Raw genomic sequence first — 237 nt, 5'->3', positions numbered from 1 at the left:
ACACTACGACGAATTTCCTCTTCGGCATTAATCTGCGGTTTTGCGCCCAGCGCCTTTATTATTTGTTGTTGCAATGTCATTGAACCCCTCCAGACAGAAAAGACAAAACGTCCTTAAAGCTAACCCGTTGCCACTGAAACGACAAGCGACAGCGGGCTGAATGGTGGTTAAAACGTCATACAGGAATCCTCTGAAAGCGGAGCCGTTTCGTTCATGGGCTTGAAAAAGCGCCCAATG

General features: G+C 47.7%; 1 protein-coding gene. It reads right to left on the bottom strand.

What is annotated here, in order from left to right:
* Positions 1 to 27: 27 nt before the first annotated feature.
* A partial coding sequence (locus FN960_RS24770) for a hypothetical protein (RefSeq protein ID WP_221936880.1) occupies positions 28 to 237 on the bottom strand: 210 nt, incomplete at its 5' end.

Source organism: Alkalicoccobacillus porphyridii (assembly GCF_007293315.1).
Lineage (GTDB): Bacteria > Bacillota > Bacilli > Bacillales > Bacillaceae_D > Alkalicoccobacillus > Alkalicoccobacillus porphyridii.
This window is presented reverse-complemented; position numbering and strand designations above follow the sequence as displayed.